We start from the raw sequence: 15673 nt of genomic DNA, 5'->3' as shown, positions 1-15673 counted from the left end.
GCCATGGCCGTGCTCACGCCCTCCTTCGAAGACTTCGCGCCCGGCTACGAGGCCGGGCAGAACCAGGTCGTCTACGCCCGGCTTGCCGCCGATCTCGACACGCCTGTCTCGCTGATGCTCAAGCTCACGGGGGCGGCCAAGGACGCCTTCATGCTGGAATCGGTGACCGGCGGCGAGGTCCGCGGCCGCTACTCGATCATCGGCATGAAGCCCGACCTCGTCTGGCAGTGCCACGGCGAGAGCAGCCGCATCAACCGGCAGGCGCGCTTCGATCCCGAGGGCTTCGAGACGCAGGAGATGCCGCCGCTCGAGGCGCTGCGCGCGCTCATCGCGGAAAGCCGCATCGACCTGCCCGACGACCTGCCGCAGTCCTCCGCCGGGCTCTTCGGCTATCTCGGCTACGACATGATCCGCCTTGTCGAGCGTCTGCCCGAGGCCAACCCCGATCCGCTCGGCCTGCCCGACGCGGTGATGATGCGCCCCTCGGTCGTGGCGGTGCTCGACGGCGTGAAGGGCGAGGTCACGGTGGTCTCGCCCGCCTGGGTGCAGGACGGCGAGTCGGCCCGCGCGGCCTATGCCCGCGCGGCCGAGCGCGTCATGGACGCGGTCCGCGACCTCGAACGCGCGCTGCCGCAGGCCGGGCGCGAGCTGGGCGAGGCCCGCGAAGTGGCGCCGCCGGTGTCGAACTTCACCCACGAGGGCTACAAGGCGGCGGTCGAGGCGGCCAAGGAATACATCCGCGCCGGCGACATCTTCCAGGTGGTGCCCGCGCAACGCTGGACGCAGGACTTCCCCCTGCCGCCCTTCGCGCTCTACCGCTCGCTGCGGCGCACGAACCCCTCGCCCTTCATGTTCTTCTTCAACTTCGGCGGCTTCCAGGTCATCGGCGCCAGCCCCGAGATCCTCGTGCGGGTCTTCGGCAACGAGGTCACGATCCGGCCCATCGCCGGCACCCGGCCGCGCGGCGCCACGCCCGAGGCCGACCGCGAGCTCGAGGCCGACCTGCTGGCCGACAAGAAGGAACTGGCCGAGCACCTCATGCTGCTCGACCTCGGCCGCAACGACGTGGGCCGCGTGTCGAAAACCGGCACCGTGCGTCCGACCGAGAAGTTCATCGTCGAGCGCTACAGCCACGTCATGCACATCGTCTCGAACGTCGTGGGCGAGCTGCGCGAGGACGAGGACGCGCTCTCGGCCTTCTTCGCTGGGATGCCCGCGGGCACCGTCTCGGGCGCCCCCAAGGTTCGCGCGATGGAGATCATCGACGAGCTGGAACCGGAAAAGCGCGGCGTCTACGGCGGCGGCGTGGGCTATTTCTCGGCGGGCGGCGACATGGACATGTGCATCGCCCTGCGCACCGCCATCGTGAAGGACGAGAAGCTCTACATCCAGGCCGGCGGCGGCGTGGTCTACGACAGCGACCCCGAGGCCGAGTACCAGGAGACCGTCCACAAGTCGAACGCCATCCGGCGCGCGGCGGCGGACGCGGCGCGCTTCACGGGCACCGGCAACGGCTGAAGTCCGCCCGGGCCGGCATCCCTCCGGCCCGCCTGCCCTTTGTTAGCGCAACCCCCTGACCGGCATGGGTGTTAGCGTTAGCATGATCGTTTACTTCCCGCGCGGCACCCTGTTATAGCCATGGCAACGCGAAACCGTTGCGAGGGACGCACGCCATGAGCCTCATCATCGACATCCACGCCCGCGAGATTCTGGACAGCCGGGGCAACCCGACCGTCGAGGTCGACGTCACGCTCGAGGACGGCACCATGGGCCGCGCCGCGGTGCCCTCGGGCGCCTCCACCGGCGTGCACGAAGCGGTCGAGCGCCGCGACGGCGACAAGAGCCGCTACATGGGCAAGGGCGTGCTCGAGGCGGTCGAGGCCGTCAACGGCGAGATCGCCGGCACCATCGTGGGCTTCGACGCGACCGAGCAGCAGGCCATCGATGCCGCCATGATCGAGATGGACGGCACCGACAACAAGGGCCGGCTGGGCGCCAACGCGATCCTGGGCGTCTCGCTCGCCGTCGCCAAGGCGGCCGCCGATTTCACCGGCCAGCCGCTCTTCCGCTACGTCGGCGGCACCTCGGCGCGCGTCCTGCCCGTTCCGATGATGAACATCATCAACGGCGGCGAACACGCCGACAACCCGATCGACATCCAGGAATTCATGATCATGCCCGTCAGCGCGGAGAACATCCGCGAGGCGGTGCGCATGGGCTCCGAGGTCTTCCACACCCTCAAGAAGGAACTGTCGTCGGCCGGCATGTCCACCGGCCTCGGTGACGAGGGCGGCTTCGCCCCCGAGCTCGGCGGCACCCGCGAGGCGCTCGACTTCATCCTCAAGGCCGTGGAAAAGGCCGGCTACAAGCCGGGCGAGGACATCTGCCTCGCGCTCGACGCCGCCTCGACCGAGTATTTCGAGAACGGCAAGTACGAGATGAAGGGCGAGGGCCTGTCGCTCACCGCGCAGGAGAACGTCGACTATCTGGCCGGTCTGTGCGCCGACTACCCGATCATCTCGATCGAGGACGGCTGCGCCGAGGACGACTGGGACGGCTGGAAGCTGCTGACCGAAAAGCTGGGCGACACCGTGCAACTCGTGGGCGACGACCTCTTCGTCACCAACCCCACCCGCCTCGCGCAGGGCATCGAGAAGGGCATCGCCAACTCGATGCTGGTCAAGGTGAACCAGATCGGCTCGCTCTCCGAGACGCTCAAGGCCGTCGATATGGCCCACCGCGCCCGATACACCAACGTGATGTCGCACCGTTCGGGCGAGACCGAGGACGCGACCATCGCCGATCTCGCCGTCGCCACCAACTGCGGTCAGATCAAGACCGGGTCGCTCGCGCGCTCGGACCGGCTGGCGAAGTACAACCAGCTCATCCGCATCGAGCAGATGCTGGGCGAGGTCGCGGAATACGCGGGCAAGTCGATCCTGCGCTGAGGCACCTGCGGACACTCGACCAAAAAATCAGGCGCGTCCTCGAGGGGGCGCGCCGTCTCGTTCCGGGGTCACGCGCAGGGCGGTCGCTGCGCCCTGCCCGGCCCGCGTCAGCCCGCGGCCTTTTCCTCGACCTCGTCGGCCAGCGCCTCGGCGCGGGCGGCGATCTCGGCCATGGCCTCGCTCACGCCGGCGGGAATGACCGGCACCTCGACCTGCTCCGGCGCCGGCGCCGGACGCTCGCGCAGCGCCTTGAGCTCCTCGGACATCCGCGTCAGCCGCTCCTCGGCCTCGCGCAGCCGGTCCTCGAGCCCGGCGGTCTTGTCGGCCAGCATCAGCCCCGACATCAGCAGCATGCGCGACTCCGGCATCCGGCCGATCTGCTCGACCAGCACCTGCGCCTCGGTGTCGAGCATCCGCGCGGCGGTCAGCAGGAACTGTTCCTCGCCCTCCTGGCAGGCCACGTCGAAGGTGCGGCCGCCAATGGTGATTCCGATCTCGGTCTGCGCCATCACATCGCCTCCCCGGTCGCGCCCTCGTTGGCCGCCAGCAGCGGCTCGATCGCGCTCAGCACGGCGCGCGCCTCCGAGCTTTCGGCCGCGCGCGTGGCGCGCAGGCCCTCGAGCTCGGCCAGCATCGCCTGGTTGATGAGATGCGGCTCGCCGACGCCCGCCTCGAGCGCCGCGCGCATCTCCTGGTTGGTCTCTCGCAGCATGTCGTTCGAGGCGCGCAGGCGCTGCAGCTCGGCGTCGAGATCGGCCAGCATCTCGCGCTGCGCGGCCAGCTGCTCCTGCTGGGCGGCGTCCGGCGCGGGCTCGGCCTGTTCCGTCAGCCGCGCGTTCAGCACCTTGTTGCGTTCCTCGAGCTGGGCGTTCGCCAGCCGCTCCTCGTCGAGCGCCTCGCGCAGCGCGGCGATCTCCTCGTCGTCCGCCGGGGCCGGCTCTGCCACGGCAGCCGGCTGCGGCTCCGCCTCCAGCGCCTCGGGCTCCGGCGCGGGCGCCTCGGCGGGGCGCTGGCTCAGCCCCTCCACGCCCTGCGCGATGCGGTCGAGGGCCCGCGAGATCCTCGACTGAAACTCGTCGATCTGGGTCATCTTGCCCCTTTCATGCCTTGCCTGACGGGGCTGTCTGGCCTGACGAATCGGCTCCGCCCCTTTGGGGACAAGTCTACCAAGCGCCGCGGCAAATTGCGCCCCATATGTTCCAAGGCCTTACGCGGCGGGCTTCATCCTGCCGGCGAGCTGCCGGCCAAGCTTGCACTTTAACGCCACGCTGCTATGCACCCGGCCAACAGTTCCGGGACAGAGAGGACGCACCCCGTGGATATCGACGCCCTGCGCAACGCCCACCCCGATCACTGGATGCGCGCCACCGCGATCCGCGCGCTCGCACTCGACGCGGTCGCCGAAGCCAACTCCGGCCACTCCGGCATGCCCATCGGCATGGCCGACATCGCGACGGTGCTCTGGTCGAAGCACATGAAATTCGACGCGGCCAATCCCACCTGGCCCGACCGCGACCGGTTCATCCTGTCGAACGGCCACGGCTCGATGCTGCTCTACGCGCTGCTCTACCTCTCGGGCGATCCGCAGATCACGCTGGAGGAGGTGAAGAACTTCCGCCAGTGGGGCGCCCGCACCGCCGGCCACCCCGAGAACTTCCACGCCGACGCCATCGAGACCACGACCGGCCCGCTCGGCCAGGGCATCAGCAACGCGGTGGGCTTCGCCATGGCCGAGGAGATGCTGCGCGCCCGCTTCGGCAAGAAGGCCGTGGATCACATGACCTACGTCTTTGCCGGCGACGGCTGCCTGATGGAGGGCATCAGCCACGAGGCGATCTCGCTGGCCGGCCGCTACCAGCTGGGCAAGATGGTGGTCTTCTGGGACAACAACGACATCACCATCGACGGCAAGGTCTCGATGGCCGACCGCACCAACCAGGTGCAGCGCTTCAAGGCCGCGGGCTGGCACGTGCAGGAGATCGACGGCCACGATCCCGAGGCCATCGACGCCGCCATCACCGCCGCGAAGAAGTCGCGCAAGCCCTCGATGATCGCCTGCAAGACGCATATCGCGCTCGGCCACGCCGCGCAGGACACCGCCAAGGGCCACGGCGCGCTGACCGACGACGAGGCCAACGCCACCGCCAAGCAGGGCTGGGGCTGGACCGCCGGGCCCTTCGACGTGCCCGCCGAGATCAAGTCCTGGTGGGAAGGCGTCGGCAGCCGCGGCGCCGCCGACCGCGAGGCCTGGGAGGCGCGCATGGGCGAGCTCTCCGAGCGCCGCCGCGCCGAGTTCGACCGCGTCATGTCCGGCGAGGCCCCGAAAAAGCTCTCGGCCACCATCAAGGCGCTGAAGAAGCAGGTCTCCGAGACCCAGCCCAAGGTCGCCACGCGCAAGGCCTCCGAGATGGTGCTCGAGGTGGTGAACCCGATCATGCCCGAGACCGTGGGCGGCTCGGCCGACCTCACCGGCTCGAACAACACGCTGACCGCGGACCTCGGCGATTTCGACGAGACCAACCGCAAGGGCCGCTACGTGCGCTGGGGCATCCGCGAACACGGCATGGCCGCGGCGATGAACGGCATGGCGCTGCACGGCGGCATCCGGCCCTACGGCGGCACCTTCATGTGCTTCACCGACTACGCGCGCCCCGCGATGCGCCTCTCGGCGCTGATGCAGGTTCCCACGGTCTACGTGATGACCCACGACAGCATCGGCCTCGGCGAGGACGGCCCGACGCACCAGCCGGTCGAGCACCTGGCGATCAGCCGGGCCACGCCCAACACGCTGGTCTTCCGCCCCGCGGACGCGGTCGAGACCGCCGAGAGCTGGGAGATCGCCCTGCGCCAGGGTTCGCGCCCCTCGGTGCTCTCGCTGACGCGCCAGGGGCTGCCCACCGTGCGGACCGAGCACAAGACCGGCAACCTCGTGGAGCGCGGCGCCTACGTGCTGGCCGAGGCCGAGGGCAAGCGACAGGCCATCCTGCTCGCGACGGGCTCGGAGGTCTCGCTGGCGCTCGCGGCGCGCGAGGCGCTGCAGGCCGAGGGCATCGGCACCCGCGTCGTCTCCATGCCCTGCTGGGAGCTCTTCGCCGAGCAGGACGAGGCCTACCGCAAGCGCGTGCTGCCCGCGGGCCCGGTCCGCGTCGGCGTCGAGGCGGCGGTCCGCATGGGCTGGGACCGCTGGCTGCTGGGCGAGCGCGGCCGCGAGGCCAAGGCCGGCTTCGTCGGCATGGACAGCTTCGGCGCCTCGGCGCCGGCGGGCGAGCTCTTCGAGAAGTTCGGCATCACCGCCGAGAACGTGGCGGCGAAGGTCAAGGGGCTGCTCTGAGCCGCAAGCGCGGGCCGCGCCGCCTGCGGCGGCGCGATTTGCGTATTTGGAACAAGAAGAAGCACGGGGGCGCGGGCCGATGGGCCGCGCCCCTTTTCGTGGCGAGGCTCAGTGACCGGCGGCGCCGGCCTTGCCGGGGAAGAGCGGCAGGACGAGTTTCGTGACCACGGGCACGAGAATGGCGCCCCAGAGCAGGCCGAGCAGGCCGTCGATCAGCGCGGTCACGGTCCAGGTGGCGCTGGCGGCGAGATCCTCGCCCGCGGCATGGGCGGCCGCCTCGGCGGCGTGGTGGATCATCTCCTCGGGCCAGTGCCAGCCCATCTGCGCCAGCGAGTGCACGATGATCGAGCCGCCGACCCAGAGCATGGCGATGGTGCCCACGAAGGCGATGAGTTTCATCACCCAGGGCATGCCCTTGACGATGCCGCGCCCAAGCGCGCGGGTGGCGCCGAGGCGGCCGACCCGGCTGAGCCAGAGGCCGATGTCGTCCATCTTCACGATGAGCGCCACCGCGCCGTAGACGAGCGCGGTGATGCCCACGGCCACCAGGGCCAGCACCAGGGCCTGGATCCAGATCTCGGGCGCCTCGATGGTCGAGAGCGAGATCGTCATGATCTCGGCCGAGAGGATGAAGTCGGTCTTGATCGCGCCCTTCACCCGCTTTTCCTCGAGATGCGCCGGATCGCCAACGTCGTGGCTGCCGTCCGGGCCGCCGGAGTGCTCGCCCTTCGGCAGCAGCACGTGCAGCACCTTCTCGGCGCCCTCGAAGCAGAGGTAGGAGCCGCCGGCGATCAGCAGCACCGGGATCGCCCAGGGCGCGAAGGCCGCCAGCAGCAGCGCGGCGGGCAGCAGGATCAGCAGCTTGTTGACGACCGAGCCGCGGGCGATGCGCCAGACGATGGGCAGCTCGCGCGCGGGCGCGAAGCCCTGCATGTACTTCGGCGTCACCGCCGCGTCGTCGATCACCACGCCGGCAGCCTTGGAGCCCGCCTTGGCCGCATGGGCCGAGATGTCGTCGACCGAGGCGGCCGCGATCTTGGCGATGCCCGCCACGTCGTCGAGTAGCGCCAGAAGCCCGCTCATGCCCGTCTCCCGTTCCGGTTTCCCGCCAACCTAGCGGGCGCGGCGACGGGCGCAAGGGAGCTGCACCGCGCGGGCATGGCCCGGAAGCGCGGCACCGTTAGCGCCCAAACCCCGAGTTTATCGCTAACATATTGCCATAAATCGATTTTTTCCATTTCACCGACTGGCATACAGCCGTATACGAACCCCCGAAACCCGGACCGCGCAAGGAGACCCCGCCCCATGACCGTCACCGTCGGCATCAACGGATTCGGCCGCATCGGCCGCTGCACCCTCGCCCATATCGCCGAGAGCGCGCGCAACGACGTGCAGGTGGTCAAGATCAACGCCACCGGCCCGCTCGAGACCGCGGCGCACCTGCTGCGCTACGACAGCGTGCACGGCCGCTTCGGCGGAGAGGTGCGCGTGGGCGACGGCACGCTCGACCTCGGCCGCGGCCCGATGGAGGTGATGTCGACCTACGACATGACCGCGCTCGACTGGACGGGCTGCGACGTGGTGCTGGAGTGCACGGGCCAGTTCAACGACGGCGACAAGGCCATGCAGCACGTCCGCCAGGGCGCGAAGTCGGTGCTGATCTCGGCGCCCGCGAAGAACGTGCAGAAGACCGTGGTCTATGGCGTGAACCACCGCGATCTGGTCGAGGGCGACGTGATGATCTCGAACGGCTCCTGCACCACCAACGGGCTCGCCCCGCTGGCCAAGGTGCTGGACGAGGCCATCGGCATCGAGAGCGGCATCATGACCACGATCCACTCCTACACCGGCGACCAGCCCACGCTGGACCGGCGGCACAACGATCTCTACCGCGCACGGGCGGCGGCCATGGCGATGATCCCGACCTCGACCGGCGCCGCGAAGGCCATCGGCGAGGTGCTGCCCAACCTCAGGGGCAAGCTCGACGGCTCGGCCATGCGCGTGCCCACGCCCAACGTGAGCGCCGTGGACCTGACCTTCCAGGCCTCCAAGGACGTGACGGTCGAGGACGTGAACGAAGTGGTGCGCGAGGCGGTGGCGGGCCACATGGGCATGGTGATGGACTACGATCCCGAGCCCAAGGTCTCGGTCGATTTCAACCATACCACGGCCAGCTCGATCTTCGCGCCCGACCAGACCAAGGTCGTGGGCAAGCGCACCGTGCGCGTGCTGGCCTGGTACGACAACGAGTGGGGCTTCTCGGCACGCATGGCGGATGTCGCCGGCTGCCTGGGACGCGTGCAGCAGCGCTAGCCCGGCCAGAGCCGGCGCGGCGCGGGTCGCGCCGGCCGGCATCTGATGGCACGTCTGCAATCCCGCCGCGGGCAGAGAGGCACATCTGCACCGTGGCGGTTTGCATGTGCACACCAAAACAGGCCGACGCCGGGCAGAGCCGGAGTCGCGCGGGTATCACGCCCCCGACGATGACGGTCGAAGGCGGCAGGGGTCGGTTGCCTCGTCACGATCGCAGCGCGCCGCCCGCAAGAGCCGGACATACGCGTGCAATCCTGCCGCAGGCGGAGAGGCAAATCCAACCTGCAACAGTCTTGTCCTGTCCGCGCACGCTGGCGCGCACGGCATCGATTGGCAAGGCCGGGCTATCCGGCCGGCCCCGAGCTCAGCAGTTGATGGCTGCCAGCGCCCGGTCGCTCACCATGCCGGCGCGGCACAGCTCGGCCGCCAGGCGGCGCGCCGCGTCACGCTCCTCGTCGGTCTCGGCCGCCGCCACCTGGTCGAGGCAGTACTGCTCGAGCTCGGTGGGTTGCGGCTCCGGCTGAGCCTGCACCAGGTCGAACAGCGAGCCCATGTCCGCGCCGCCGCCCTGCGCGGGCGCATCGTCGGCCAGCGCGGCCTCGGTCTCGGCGTCGGCAAAGACGTCGCCCTCGATCCCGGCAAAGGCCCGGACCCGGTCGATGCGCTCGTCCGTGCAGTCGAGCAGCGCGGCCATGGCCGAGGTCTTGCCCATCGGCGTGGTCGAGCCGAGATAGTCGTAGGGCGCGCAGTCCGAGCGCTTGAGCACGCGGTTCATGATCGGGTCGATGACCGTCACGATGTCCGTGATGCCCGCGTCTCGCGAGTACTCCAGGGCGCCGACCATCAGCTCGCAGGTCGCGAAGCTGACCGAGTGGCGCGATGTGCCGCGGTCGAGCACGTCGGTGTCGACGCAGAACCGGGTCGATTCCCAGATCGTCGCGCTGCGCAGCGGCGGCTCGCCGTCGAGGATTGCCGAGAAGACGTCGGACAGCATGTGCGGACCGGTGGTCTGCAGGGCGCGAACGCAGGCCACGACGCGGCCTTCGTCATTCAGTCCGAGGATATACGCCGGGTCCAGGGCATCGAACTCGTCGATTTCCTTCCCGTCCTCGACCTTGACGTCCCACCCAAGACGATCGCGGAAAACCCGCGCGCGCAGTTCGAACATCTGGTCGAGCAGTTTCGTGTATCGGTGTCGATTGAGCCCGTCTACAACAAGGATCATGGTGCCTCTCCGTAAGCGTGTTTGTACGGAGATATTCCTTCGGACCGGCGAATGTTTCTATTGGGGAAATCCCGTAGGATGGTTCACAGGGGGTGAATCAACCCAAGGCCGATTGCGCGTCCGACGGCTTGCGATGTGGTGAGCGCACCCAGCTTGCTCCGTCCTGACCGAAGGTGAACTTCTACCGTACGGTTGGAAATCGTCAAGATGTCGGCCACGTCCTGCTGCGTCTTTCCGGCCGCGATCCATTGCAGGATCTCGATTTCCCGCTTGGACAGCGCCGGATGATGCAGCACGCGCGTGAGCGCCTGCGAACTGATGACATGGTCATGCAGGTGAACGGCGGCGGTCTGCAGCTCGCCCAGCACCTTGCGCTTGAGCAGCCGCCATTCCTCGTCCGGGCAGTCGCGCGTGACGCTGAACATGCCCATGTCGCCATAGGGCCCGCGTACCGGGATGGTCATCCCCTGCTCGGAGATGCCGAAATCATGCGCCGCGCGAAAGATCGACTTGAAGCTCTGCTCGCCGCGCAGGCGCTGCCAATCGACCGGCGCGATGCTGCGGCTCGCCGCCAGCAGCGCCGGGTCCCTGTTCTGAAATCCCTGGTCGACGTAGAGCGTCTGCCATTCGTCCGGGTAGTTGACGAAACCGTGCACCGTCTGGGCAATCGGGTTGATCCCCGCGTATGCCGCGTAGTCGAGCTCGTTCGCCTCGCAAACCTGGTCGAGGAAAGACTTGAGGTCGTTTTCCGGAAACGGAAGTTTGCTCAGGTCAATAACGGACAAGACAGGCCTTTCAATATCGGAGCGACCAACCCTGATGGTCAGGACGTCTCGTCCGGAGTCTCGTGCTGATTGTGGCAGCAGGCAACCAAAAACGCAAAGACCGCATCCGGATGCGACCTGGAAAACGCGCCAAAGTGGCTCAGAGGTTGCACCGGCCGGGTCTGAACAATGTGGCCGGGCACAGACTCTGCACTTGTCCCCCTTTGGTTCCCATAAAGAATCTCGTGACGGCAACCCCCAAAAGGTCGCCGATGGCAAAAAGCTGCCGAGCGGAGGCCCTGCGGCGCCCATCCTCGATTTCACCGATTAACCACGGAGCGATATTCAGCTCACGCGCGAGTGCCTCGCGTGCCAGCCCCTGTCTTGAGCGGGCCTCGGCGATTCGGCGTCCGACCAGGATATCGATGTGGTTCATGCAGGATCACCCTCCGTCTGCCTCGCGGCCGAGTTTGCAGGGCAAGGCCCGGAACTCAACGTCAAACAGCCCCGGCCGGGGAAGACCTTCGTCGCCCTTGCAACGGGGAAACACTCTCGCGGGTCCGCGCGGCAGCGACCGCGACGTCCGTCATCCAGCCTTGCGCAGGGCCAGCACGGCGTTCAGCCCGCCGAAGGCGAAGGCGTTCGACAGCGCGACGCCCACCTCGGCCTCGCGCGCCTCGTTGGGGACCACGTCCAGCGCGCATTCCGCGTCGGGTTCCTCGTAGCCGATGGTCGGCGCCACGATGCCGTCGCGCAGCGCCATGATGCAGGCCAGCAGCTCGACCGCGCCGGTGCCGCCGATGCAGTGGCCGTGCATCGCCTTGGTCGAGGAGATCATCAGCCGGTCCGCCTGCTGGCCCATGGCGTCGGCCACGGCGGCGCATTCCGTCTTGTCGTTGGCCGCCGTGCCGGTGCCGTGCGCGTTGATGTAGCCCACCTCGCCCGCGTCGATCCCGGCGTCGGCCAGCGCGCCGGTGATCGCCCGGGCCGCGCCCTGCTTCGAGGGCATGACGATGTCCGACGCGTCCGAGGTCATGGCAAAGCCCACCACCTCGGCCAGGATCTCGGCCCCGCGCGCGCGGGCGTAGTCGTAGTCCTCGAAGACGAAAACGCCGGCGCCCTCGCCCTGCACCATGCCGTTGCGATTGGCCGAGAACGGCCGGCAGGCATCGCGCGACATGACGCGCAGGCCTTCCCAGGCCTTCACCCCGCCGAAGCACAGCATCGACTCGGTGCCGCCGGTGATCATCGCCGGGCAGGCCCCCGAGCGCACCATCTGGAAGGCGAGCCCCATGGCGTGGTTCGAGCTGGCACAGGCCGTCGCCACCGTGAAGGTCGGGCCCTTGAGGTCGAACTCCATGCTGACATGGCTCGCGGCCGCGTTGTTCATCAGCTTCGGCACCACGAAGGGATGAACGCGGTTCTTCCCCTCCTCGTAGACCGAACGGTAATTTTCGTCCTGCGTGTTCAGACCGCCGCCGGAGGTGCCGAAGACCACGCCGGTGCGCTCCGCCAGCCCGTTGCTGAAGCTCAGGCCCGACTGGCCGATGGCCTCGCGGGCCGAAATCAGCGCGAACTGGGTGAAGCGGTCGTATAGCGCGAGCTGCTGGCGGTTGAAGGTATCTTCGGGGACGTAGCCCTTGATCTGCCCGCCGATGCGGATCGCCAGGCGCTCGACGTCGCGGAATTCCAGCTCGCCGATGCCGCAGCGCCCCTCGCGCATGGCCTCGAGCGTGTCCGGAACGCCCCGTCCCAACGCGTTGATGGTTCCCGCGCCGGTGATGACGACCCGTTTCACGACGCCTGCTCGGAGATCAGCTTCTCGATGCCGGCCACGATGCTGGCGACCGACGAGATGTCGAAATCGCTCTGCTCGGGCTCGTTGGCGTTGAAGGGAACCGAGATGTCGAATTCTTCCTCGATGGCGAAGATGCTCTCCACGAGACCGAGGCTGTCGATCCCCAGGTCCTCGAGGGTGCTGTCCATCGTCACGTCGGACGGCTCCAGCACGGCCTGTTCCGCGATGATCGCGATGACCCTGTCCTTGACACTCATGGCGCGGCGCTCCCTCTTCGTCGCACGGATGATGCCGCCGATCTACTCATTCCCGCCCAGCTTGGAAACCGCTTTCTTGAGAGCCGCGACATCACGGAGCAGGCGCGGAAGGCGGCGCATCGCCTTGTAGGTTTCCACGTGGCTGTCCATCTTCACGGCCGGGTAGCCCAGCATCATGCGCCCCGCCGGCACGTTCGACAGCACGACCGAGGCGCCGCCCAGAACCACGTTGTCGCCGACGAAAAGGTTGTCCGAGACGCCGGACTGGCCGCCCATCACCACGTTGTCGCCCACCCGGGTCGAGCCCGCGATACCCACCTGCGCGCAGAGCAGGCAGTTGCGGCCCACGACCACGTTGTGGCCGACCTGCACGAGGTTGTCGAGCTTGGTGCCGTCGCCGATCGCCGTGTCGCGCACCGTCCCGCGGTCGATGCAGGAGTTGGCCCCGATCTCGACGTCGTCGCCCAGCGTCACCGCGCCCAGCGAGTGAATGCGCGCCCAGGCCTGTTCGCTCTCGGTGCCTTCCTGTCCCAGCGAGCCGCGCGCCCGCTCGGCGCCCGAGGGTTCCGGCGTGACGAAGGAAAAGCCGTCGCCGCCAACCACCGCACCCGGCTGCGCGATGAAGCGCGCGCCGATGCGCACCCGCGCGCCGATCCGCACGCCCGCCTGCAGCAGCGCGCCCGCGCCCAGCTCGGCCTGCCAGCCGACGTGGCACTGCGGCCCGATGACCGAGCCCGCGCCGATGAGCGCCTCGGGGCCGATGACCGCCAGCGGCCCGACGCTCACGCCCTCGCCCAGCTCGGCCGAGGGGTCGATCACCGCCGAGGGGTGGATGCCCGGCGCATGCCCCTGCCCCGGGTCCATCATCGCCGAAAGGCCCGCCATGGCGTAGCGCGGACGCGGCGCCAGCAGCGCCGCCTCCAGCCCCATCTCCCGCCAGTCGGCGCCGCTCCAGAGCATCGCCGCGCGCGCCCGGCCCTCGCCCAGCTGCGCCGCGAACTCGGGCTTCATCGCCATGGCCAGCTCGTCCGGCCCCGCCATCGCGGGCTCGGCCACGCCGGTGACGCGCAGACCGCTGTCGCCGGCCGCCTCGAGCCCGAGCGCGGCGGCGATCTCTGCGATGGTATGGGACATGGAAACCTCCGGGATCGCTCCCCGAAGGCTTAACTCTGCACAGGCAGGAGCGCCACCCCCGCCGCCTCGAGCGCATTCCAAATGCGCGCGTCGCGGCCGTAGATGTCGTCACGGAACTGCACCTGCCCCTTGGGCGTGGTGTAGGCCGTGCGGTAGATCAGGTGCACCGGCACCGGCTTGTCCAGGTTCACCCGGCTTTCCGACCCGGTGCGCAGGCGCGACTGGAAGAAACCCTGCGGATCGTCCGTCTGCCGCGCAAGCAGCGCGTAGGCGAAGTCCTTGGGGTCGCTCAGCCGCACGCAGCCGTGGCTGTAAGTTCGCTGCTGACGGTCGAAGAGATGCTTCGAGGGCGTGTCGTGCAGGTAGATGTTGTACTTGTTCGGGAACATGAACTTCACCTGCCCGAGCGCGTTCTTCGGCCCCGGCGGCTGGCGCATCGAGAACGGAAAGCTCGAGGCCGAGTACTGCGAGAAGCCCCGCGCCCGGTTCACCCGACGCCCCTGGCTGTCGGTGATCAGAAGATGGCTCACCGCGCCGGGGTTGCGGCGCAGCAGCGGCAGGTACTCGTTCACCACGATCGAGCGCGGCACGTACCACGACGGATTGATGACCATGTGGTCCATCTCGTCCGAGAACTCGGGCGTGCGCCGGTCCGGGTCTTGGTGCCCCACGACCGACCGCGTGCGGAAGGTCACCTTGCCGTCGTCGATGATCTGCGCGTGGAAGTCGGTCAGGTTGACCTTGATGTGGCGCTTGCCCAGCCCGTCGGGCAGGTTCATCCAGCGCTCGCGCTCCATCGCCACGATGACCGATTTCAGTCGGTCCCGCGCCGAGACGTTGATCGCGCTCAGGGTCGAGGAGCCCGCGACCCCATCGACCTTGAGGCCGTGGTCCTCCTGGAAGGTCGCCACGGCATCCTGCATCGGTTCGTCGTAACTCGCCGAAAGCGTGGGCTTGAGGTAGTGCATCGCGATCAGCCGGTCGCGCAGGCGCACCACCGCGTCACCGCTCTCGCCGGGTTCGATCGCGCCGGTGCGGATGGGCTCGCCCCAGCCGCCACGGGCCACGTCGCGCTCCAGCATCAGCTTGGCACGCATCAGTCGCGCGTATTCCGGCGTGCGCGGTGCAAGCTGCTGCATCGCCGCGCGGGCGTCGCCGCCCGCCAGCATGCGCAGCAGCGTCTCGCTGTCGCGACGCGGCGCCTCGCGCTTGATGCCCGAATCCACGCGCCGGGGCTCCAGCGCCCCGCTCTGCAGGTCATTCGCGAAATCGATGAAGGCCCGGCTCAGCCGCACCTCCAGCTCGCCGCGCGCGCGTTCGCCTTCCACCCGCTGCATGGCGCGCATCAGTCCCGGCACGTCGTAGCGCCGCGCCGGCAGGCCGTGCAGCGGCGCCTTCTGCAGCGCCTCGATCAGCGCCGCGCGCCGGGCGGTCGAGGCGGCATCGGGCCCGGTCCAGAGCGGCGCGAAGTCACGTCCCCGGTAGAAGCTCGCGATGCTGTCGTCGTCGAGGGTCTCCGCCACCGCCTGCTTGTAGGCGGTCAGCCCCAGCCCCTGGGCGCCCGCTGGCAGCGGCGCCGTCAGGCTCAGGAAGCAGGCGGCACCGAGCGCGGTCATGGCAAGGCGGAGGGGACGCGGGGTCGGCATAATTCTCATCGCGGTCAAACTCTTGTCAAAACGGGTCCGGTATTCGTGAAATGATCCGACCAAGCCTCTGAACTGTCTACTCACTTTTGCGCCAGAGGCGGATCGGAGATCACTGTGCGGCATGCGTGCATCGCACAACGCCCTGCGGACGCAATCGTGCCACGCTTCCCGCGGTTTGCGCAGAAACTTGCCGAAAACTCTTGATAGTTTGGATTCTCATCATCTGCGCCTTCCGACGATCCACAAGGTATGGCATA

At 68.7% G+C, this 15673-nt stretch carries 14 protein-coding genes; 4 read left to right on the top strand and 10 right to left on the bottom strand.

The window, feature by feature from the left end:
• Positions 1-3 precede the first annotated feature (3 nt).
• Complete coding sequence (gene trpE / locus SALMUC_RS18815) at positions 4-1518, top strand: anthranilate synthase component I (protein WP_020039182.1); 1515 nt, start codon at positions 4-6, stop codon at positions 1516-1518.
• Between the two features lie 155 nt (positions 1519-1673).
• Positions 1674-2948 (top strand): phosphopyruvate hydratase, encoded by a 1275-nt coding sequence (gene eno, locus SALMUC_RS18810; RefSeq protein ID WP_020039181.1) that lies wholly within the window; start codon positions 1674-1676, stop codon positions 2946-2948.
• A gap of 107 nt (positions 2949-3055) precedes the next feature.
• On the opposite strand, the gene SALMUC_RS18805 is transcribed toward eno, so the two are convergent.
• Together SALMUC_RS18805 and SALMUC_RS18800 are read right to left on the bottom strand one after the other, a co-directional pair.
• Positions 3056-3457, bottom strand: a complete 402-nt coding sequence (locus SALMUC_RS18805; protein ID WP_020039180.1) for a cell division protein ZapA — start codon at positions 3455-3457, stop codon at positions 3056-3058.
• A complete protein-coding gene (locus tag SALMUC_RS18800) occupies positions 3457-4038 on the bottom strand; it encodes a hypothetical protein (protein ID WP_020039179.1) in 582 nt (193 codons plus the stop codon). The genes SALMUC_RS18805 and SALMUC_RS18800 overlap by 1 nt, the downstream gene beginning before the upstream one ends.
• Positions 4039-4263: 225 nt before the next feature.
• Here SALMUC_RS18800 and tkt point away from each other — a divergent pair, with 225 nt between their 5' ends.
• A complete protein-coding gene (gene tkt / locus SALMUC_RS18795) occupies positions 4264-6279 on the top strand; it encodes a transketolase (RefSeq protein WP_020039178.1) in 2016 nt (671 codons plus the stop codon).
• 108 nt (positions 6280-6387) lie between these two features.
• Here the strand turns inward: tkt and SALMUC_RS18790 are convergent, their stop codons facing one another.
• Positions 6388-7362, bottom strand: coding sequence for a DUF808 domain-containing protein (locus SALMUC_RS18790; RefSeq protein ID WP_020039177.1), 975 nt, complete (start codon positions 7360-7362; stop codon positions 6388-6390).
• A 222-nt stretch (positions 7363-7584) separates the two neighbouring features.
• Here SALMUC_RS18790 and gap point away from each other — a divergent pair, with 222 nt between their 5' ends.
• On the top strand, positions 7585-8592 hold the full coding sequence (gap, locus tag SALMUC_RS18785; protein WP_020039176.1) for a type I glyceraldehyde-3-phosphate dehydrogenase: 1008 nt from the start codon (positions 7585-7587) through the stop codon (positions 8590-8592).
• 364 nt (positions 8593-8956) lie between these two features.
• Here gap and SALMUC_RS18780 read toward each other — a convergent pair whose 3' ends face one another.
• The 7 genes from SALMUC_RS18780 to SALMUC_RS18750 form a co-directional block, all read right to left on the bottom strand.
• Entirely contained in the window at positions 8957-9817 is an 861-nt protein-coding gene (locus tag SALMUC_RS18780; protein WP_020039175.1) for an acyl-homoserine-lactone synthase, read from the bottom strand.
• An 83-nt stretch (positions 9818-9900) separates the two neighbouring features.
• Positions 9901-10602, bottom strand: coding sequence for an autoinducer binding domain-containing protein (locus SALMUC_RS18775; RefSeq protein WP_020039174.1), 702 nt, complete (start codon positions 10600-10602; stop codon positions 9901-9903).
• A 139-nt stretch (positions 10603-10741) separates the two neighbouring features.
• Positions 10742-11017 carry a helix-turn-helix domain-containing protein gene (locus tag SALMUC_RS31225; RefSeq protein WP_037372320.1) on the bottom strand — a complete coding sequence of 92 codons (276 nt, stop codon included), beginning with the start codon at positions 11015-11017 and terminating at the stop codon, positions 10742-10744.
• Positions 11018-11167: 150 nt separating this feature from the next.
• Positions 11168-12379: a beta-ketoacyl-[acyl-carrier-protein] synthase family protein gene (locus SALMUC_RS18765; RefSeq protein ID WP_020039172.1), complete on the bottom strand. Its 1212-nt coding sequence runs from the start codon at positions 12377-12379 to the stop codon at positions 11168-11170.
• Positions 12376-12636, bottom strand: a complete 261-nt coding sequence (locus tag SALMUC_RS18760) for an acyl carrier protein (RefSeq protein ID WP_020039171.1) — start codon at positions 12634-12636, stop codon at positions 12376-12378. Before SALMUC_RS18760 ends, SALMUC_RS18765 begins: the two co-directional genes overlap by 4 nt.
• Before the next feature lie 42 nt (positions 12637-12678).
• Positions 12679-13770 carry a UDP-3-O-(3-hydroxymyristoyl)glucosamine N-acyltransferase gene (gene lpxD / locus SALMUC_RS18755; RefSeq protein ID WP_020039170.1) on the bottom strand — a complete coding sequence of 364 codons (1092 nt, stop codon included), beginning with the start codon at positions 13768-13770 and terminating at the stop codon, positions 12679-12681.
• Between the two features lie 29 nt (positions 13771-13799).
• On the bottom strand, positions 13800-15416 hold the full coding sequence (locus tag SALMUC_RS18750; protein ID WP_051155954.1) for a L,D-transpeptidase family protein: 1617 nt from the start codon (positions 15414-15416) through the stop codon (positions 13800-13802).
• Positions 15417-15673 lie beyond the last annotated feature (257 nt).

Origin of the sequence: Salipiger mucosus DSM 16094 (assembly GCF_000442255.1) — a bacterium.
In the GTDB taxonomy this organism is placed as follows: domain Bacteria; phylum Pseudomonadota; class Alphaproteobacteria; order Rhodobacterales; family Rhodobacteraceae; genus Salipiger; species Salipiger mucosus.
Note: the sequence above shows the minus strand (reverse complement) of the source record. Positions and strands in the feature narration are given on the sequence as shown.

Bases quoted from the DNA above. Each gene is read 5' to 3' on its own strand.
- eno (WP_020039181.1), top strand. From the start codon at position 1,674: ATGAGCCTCATCATCGACATCCACGCCCGCGAGATTCTGGACAGCCGG.
- SALMUC_RS18780 (WP_020039175.1), bottom strand. From the start codon at position 9,817: ATGATCCTTGTTGTAGACGGGCTCAATCGACACCGATACACGAAACTG.
- SALMUC_RS18805 (WP_020039180.1), bottom strand. From the start codon at position 3,457: ATGGCGCAGACCGAGATCGGAATCACCATTGGCGGCCGCACCTTCGAC.
- SALMUC_RS31225 (WP_037372320.1), bottom strand. From the start codon at position 11,017: ATGAACCACATCGATATCCTGGTCGGACGCCGAATCGCCGAGGCCCGC.
- gap (WP_020039176.1), top strand. From the start codon at position 7,585: ATGACCGTCACCGTCGGCATCAACGGATTCGGCCGCATCGGCCGCTGC.
- SALMUC_RS18790 (WP_020039177.1), bottom strand. From the start codon at position 7,362: ATGAGCGGGCTTCTGGCGCTACTCGACGACGTGGCGGGCATCGCCAAG.
- SALMUC_RS18750 (WP_051155954.1), bottom strand. From the start codon at position 15,416: ATGCCGACCCCGCGTCCCCTCCGCCTTGCCATGACCGCGCTCGGTGCC.
- lpxD (WP_020039170.1), bottom strand. From the start codon at position 13,770: ATGTCCCATACCATCGCAGAGATCGCCGCCGCGCTCGGGCTCGAGGCG.
- SALMUC_RS18760 (WP_020039171.1), bottom strand. From the start codon at position 12,636: ATGAGTGTCAAGGACAGGGTCATCGCGATCATCGCGGAACAGGCCGTG.
- SALMUC_RS18800 (WP_020039179.1), bottom strand. From the start codon at position 4,038: ATGACCCAGATCGACGAGTTTCAGTCGAGGATCTCGCGGGCCCTCGAC.
- trpE (WP_020039182.1), top strand. From the start codon at position 4: ATGGCCGTGCTCACGCCCTCCTTCGAAGACTTCGCGCCCGGCTACGAG.